This window comes from Faecalitalea cylindroides ATCC 27803, from assembly GCF_000469305.1.
In the GTDB taxonomy this organism is placed as follows: Bacteria; Bacillota_I; Bacilli_A; order Erysipelotrichales; family Erysipelotrichaceae; genus Faecalitalea; species Faecalitalea cylindroides.
Window position 1 is genome coordinate 1 of sequence record NZ_KI271005.1, and the last position, 4,258, is coordinate 4,258.

Below are 4,258 nucleotides of genomic sequence, written 5' to 3' on the forward strand. Positions count from 1 at the left end.
AGCCACAATCCGCTGTGTTAACCACTTCACCACAACCGCCATATGTATATAGAACACGTAAAATCCGTGTGCTTGTATATTATATACAATGAGCATTCGAAAGTAAAGAAAAAAATTAAAAAACGACCTTTAAAATTTAAAGGTCGTTTAAATCAACTATTTTAAATACTTTTTAACAACTCCAAAAAGAATACCGGCTAACGATAACATGAATAGCCCTAACACAGAAAGAACGTTTGTAGAATAAGCTGTATTTACTACTTTATTCTCTGTCTTTGTTTCCTTTACAGTCGATTCATTCTTTGGGTTTTCGGTATCAGACGGTTTGGATGGTTTTACATCTGTATCAGAGATAACAGAATATGTATATGTGAAATGTGCCTCATCATCTTTATGTGTTAATTCATACTCTATATTTGAAGACCATTCACCAATTGTATATCCTTCTAAAGGTACATTTCCAACTTCTGGAAGTTCATGTTTAACAGTACCATCTTGACTTGGATCTCCATTTTCATCAAATAAAGTATACACTTTATAAATCGTATCATTTGTTCCATCATTCCATGTGCCATTGACAACATCATAGGTTACTTTAATCTGATATTGATCTGGAATCTTATCGGCTTGTCCATCTGGTCCAATGTTATCTTCTCGCCACACATATTTGATCGTGATATCTTCATTACCAACTGTACCCTGTGCTCGATAATTATTTGGATTGGTATCCACCATTCCAGTTACTGTCTCAGACTCCAGGATCCAGCCTCTGTTATATGTTGCTGTTCCAAAATCTATGGGCGAACCAATCGCTCTTGTATATGTACTTGTTCCTCCTTTTACAGTGCTTAAGCTTCCATCTCGATTATAGAATTCTGTAATCACTGTAACATTTTTTGCCGGTGCATATGTATAAACAAAGTTAGAACCATCATCTTCTTTAGTTAATGTATATTTCATTCCACTTTGCCAGGAACCTCTTGTAAAACTTTCATTTGGTTTATTTCCAACAGATGGAAGTTGAGCTCTAGCAGTTCCTTGATCACTTGGGTTACCTTCACTATCTGTTAAAGTATAAACTTTATTGACTGTATTCGTTGTACCATCGTTCCATGCGCCATTTATGACATCATAGGATACTTTAATCTGATATTGATCTGGAACCTTATCGGCTTGCCCATCTGGTCCAATGTTATCTTCTCGCCATACATACTTTATCATGATATCATCATTTCCGATAATTCCTTCAGCTTTATAATTGTTTGGATTGGTATCAACCATTCCAGTTACTGTCTCAGACTCCAGGATCCAGCCTCTTTTATATATAGCTGTAGAAACATTAAATGATGTTCCCGGGGTTCTGGTATATGTACTGATTCCCCCACTTTCATTGTTTAAACTTCCATCTCGGTTATAAAATTCAGTAACGACCGTAACTGTGACTTTGTTATCCTCTACAACAGGTTCTGAACTTCCACTAAATTGAACTGGTTCCTTTTGTATTTCTTTATTTTGGACTTTTTCAGTTAAAGATTGCTCAAATTCATTTATATCTTCTGTTGAAACTGAATCTGAATTTAAAATATCTTTTGTTGCTTCTATAGCTGTTTCATCTAGATTTTCCTGTTTAACAGGTTCCACTTTATTTTCTTCAGCATGTACAGCTACATTCATACCAGGAAGAGCCGCTGCCGAAAAAATAGCTGCAATTAGGCCCAAACAAGAACCTATTTTTAGCATTTTATTTACTCTTTTGTTGGACATATAACATCCCTCCTCTTATCTATTTTCAATCTATCAATTGCTTGTAAAGACATCAGAAAAGAAATGTTAAATTTTTGGAAATTTACAATTCAAATCAACTAATTATTTAATAAATAAAAAAGAATATGAAAACTTATTTTCCATATTCAAAAATTATAAAATATTCATAATTTCATACAGAGAATTTATCTTGTATGTCGCCAGTGAATCATTTATTCCCTTTTTATTACGATCAAACCAGATCGTTTCAATTTGGCTGTTGATGCCTCCTTGTACATCAGCCGAATATGAATCTCCAATGATTATAATTTCATTTTTATCGGTAATTCCAATATCATTGATACAATAATTAAAAAATCGTTTGTTTGGTTTTGCACACCCAATCTTTTCCGATGCATATATTTTTTTCACGTATTTTAACATATCCGCTATCTTTAAACGATTCCACTGCTGATCATAAGGTGCATTGCTGGTAAGAAAAACTTCATATTTATTTGATAAATATTGCAAAAGATCATAAGCACCATCTACTTCCTTGGCAATATAATTTAAACTATTCACGAAATATCGTTCAAATACATGCCCTTCAAAATCAATCTTTAATGCTCTAAAAATTGTATTCCAACGAATTTCGTACAACTTTGTTTTTGTGAGTTTTCCTTCTTCGATTTGCTCCCATAAAGAATCATTTATTTTGACAAATGTATCAAATACATCTTCATGATACTTGATTCCATATTTTTTAAAACCTTCCTGTATTGAAATCTTGGAGCATTTATTGAAATCTAACAAAGTGTTATCAATATCCAAAAATATATATTTTTTCATAGTGAATATTCTATATGAAAAAACGATGGTTATCAACTAACCACCGTATACATTAATTCTATTTACAGCTCTTTCCAAAGCCAATTGAGCTCGTTTTAAATTCGTCACTTCATCTTTTTTCTCAATTCTAGCTCTGGCACGTTCATAAGCTCTTTTTGCTCTTTCCAAATCGATTTCCGTTTTTCCTTCAATCGCATCGGTTAAGATCATCGCTTTATTATCTTCTAAGTGGCAAAACCCACCTGATAAAGCATATTCATGCCTTTGATCATTATTGTCAACCAAAGCCAGTTTACAAGGTACCAAAGATGCAAAAATAGGTAAATGATTGGTAAGTAAAGTCATTTGCCCTTCAACACTTCTTAAAGATATGCTCTTTACGTCAACTTCGCTATATGTTCCATGTGGAGTTACAATTTTCAAAGAAATCATATTACTCACCAGCCATCTGACGTGCTTTTTCTTGTGCTTCTTCAACCGTACCTACAAACATAAATGCCTGTTCCGGTAAATCGTCAAATTCTCCTGCTAGAATACGTTCAAAAGAACGAATCGTATCTTCCAAAGGAACATATTTTCCTGGAATTCCTGAGAATACTTCAGCTACGTTAAAAGGCTGGGATAAGAAATTTCGTACACGACGAGCACGGTTTACGACCTTTTTGTCTTCTTCACTCAATTCATCCATACCCAAAATAGCGATGATATCTTGAAGTTCCTTATATCGTTGAAGAATACTTTGTACGCCTCTGGCAACATTGTAATGTCTTTCTCCAACAACCAATGGATCCAGGATACGAGAACTTGATTCAAGTGGATCCACAGCTGGATAAATACCTAATGCCGCAATATCACGATCAAGTACGGTTTTCGCATCCAAATGTGTAAAGGCTGTAGCTGGAGCTGGGTCTGTCAAGTCATCGGCAGGTACATAGATTGCCTGAACAGAAGTAATAGATCCATCATTGGTACTCGTTATTCGTTCCTGCAACTGTCCCATTTCTGTCGCCAAAGTTGGCTGATAACCAACGGCACTAGGAACACGTCCTAACAAGGCACTAACTTCAGAACCTGCTTGAGTAAAACGGAAGATATTATCAATAAATAACAATACATCTTGATGTTCTTTATCACGGAAGTGTTCAGCCATGGTAAGACCTGTTAAACCTACACGCATTCTGGCTCCAGGACTTTCATTCATCTGTCCATAAACCAAAACAGTCTTATCTAAAACTCCACTTTCTTTCATTTCATGGTACATATCATTACCTTCACGAGTACGTTCTCCAACACCAACTACAACAGATTTCCCTCCATGCTCTTTGGCAATGTTATGAATCAATTCCTGAATTAATACGGTTTTTCCAACACCGGCACCACCGAACAAACCAATTTTACCACCTTTAGCATATGGACATAGCAAGTCGATTACTTTAATACCTGTTTCCAATGGAACACTAACTGTACTTTGTTCATCAAATGCTGGTGCCGGTCTATGGATTGGTTCGTATTCAACATCTTTTACTTCTCCAAGTCCATCGATTGGTCGACCTAATACATTAAACATACGTCCCAAAATAGCATCGCCTACAGGAGCTTGAATTGGTTTTCCTGTATCAATCGCGTCCATACCGCGAACAAGGCCATCAGTGCTTCCCATCGCAAT

4 protein-coding genes are annotated in these 4,258 nt (G+C 35.4%); all 4 read right to left on the reverse strand.

The window, feature by feature from the left end; translation table 11 throughout:
- Positions 1-156 precede the first annotated feature (156 nt).
- Positions 157-1,764: a hypothetical protein gene (locus tag HMPREF0367_RS05450; RefSeq protein ID WP_035402009.1), complete on the reverse strand. Its 1,608-nt coding sequence runs from the start codon at positions 1,762-1,764 to the stop codon at positions 157-159.
- Between the two features lie 153 nt (positions 1,765-1,917).
- A complete protein-coding gene (locus HMPREF0367_RS05455; protein WP_035402011.1) occupies positions 1,918-2,592 on the reverse strand; it encodes a YjjG family noncanonical pyrimidine nucleotidase in 675 nt (224 codons plus the stop codon).
- Positions 2,593-2,628: 36 nt separating this feature from the next.
- On the reverse strand, positions 2,629-3,024 hold the full coding sequence (gene atpC, locus HMPREF0367_RS05460) for an ATP synthase F1 subunit epsilon (RefSeq protein ID WP_035402013.1): 396 nt from the start codon (positions 3,022-3,024) through the stop codon (positions 2,629-2,631).
- 1 nt (position 3,025) lies between these two features.
- Positions 3,026-4,258: F0F1 ATP synthase subunit beta (gene atpD / locus HMPREF0367_RS05465; RefSeq protein ID WP_035402014.1), on the reverse strand; the 1,233-nt coding region annotated here is incomplete at its 5' end.

Bases quoted from the DNA above. Each gene is read 5' to 3' on its own strand.
- atpC (WP_035402013.1), bottom strand. From the start codon at position 3,024: ATGATTTCTTTGAAAATTGTAACTCCACATGGAACATATAGCGAAGTT.
- HMPREF0367_RS05455 (WP_035402011.1), bottom strand. From the start codon at position 2,592: ATGAAAAAATATATATTTTTGGATATTGATAACACTTTGTTAGATTTC.
- HMPREF0367_RS05450 (WP_035402009.1), bottom strand. From the start codon at position 1,764: ATGTCCAACAAAAGAGTAAATAAAATGCTAAAAATAGGTTCTTGTTTG.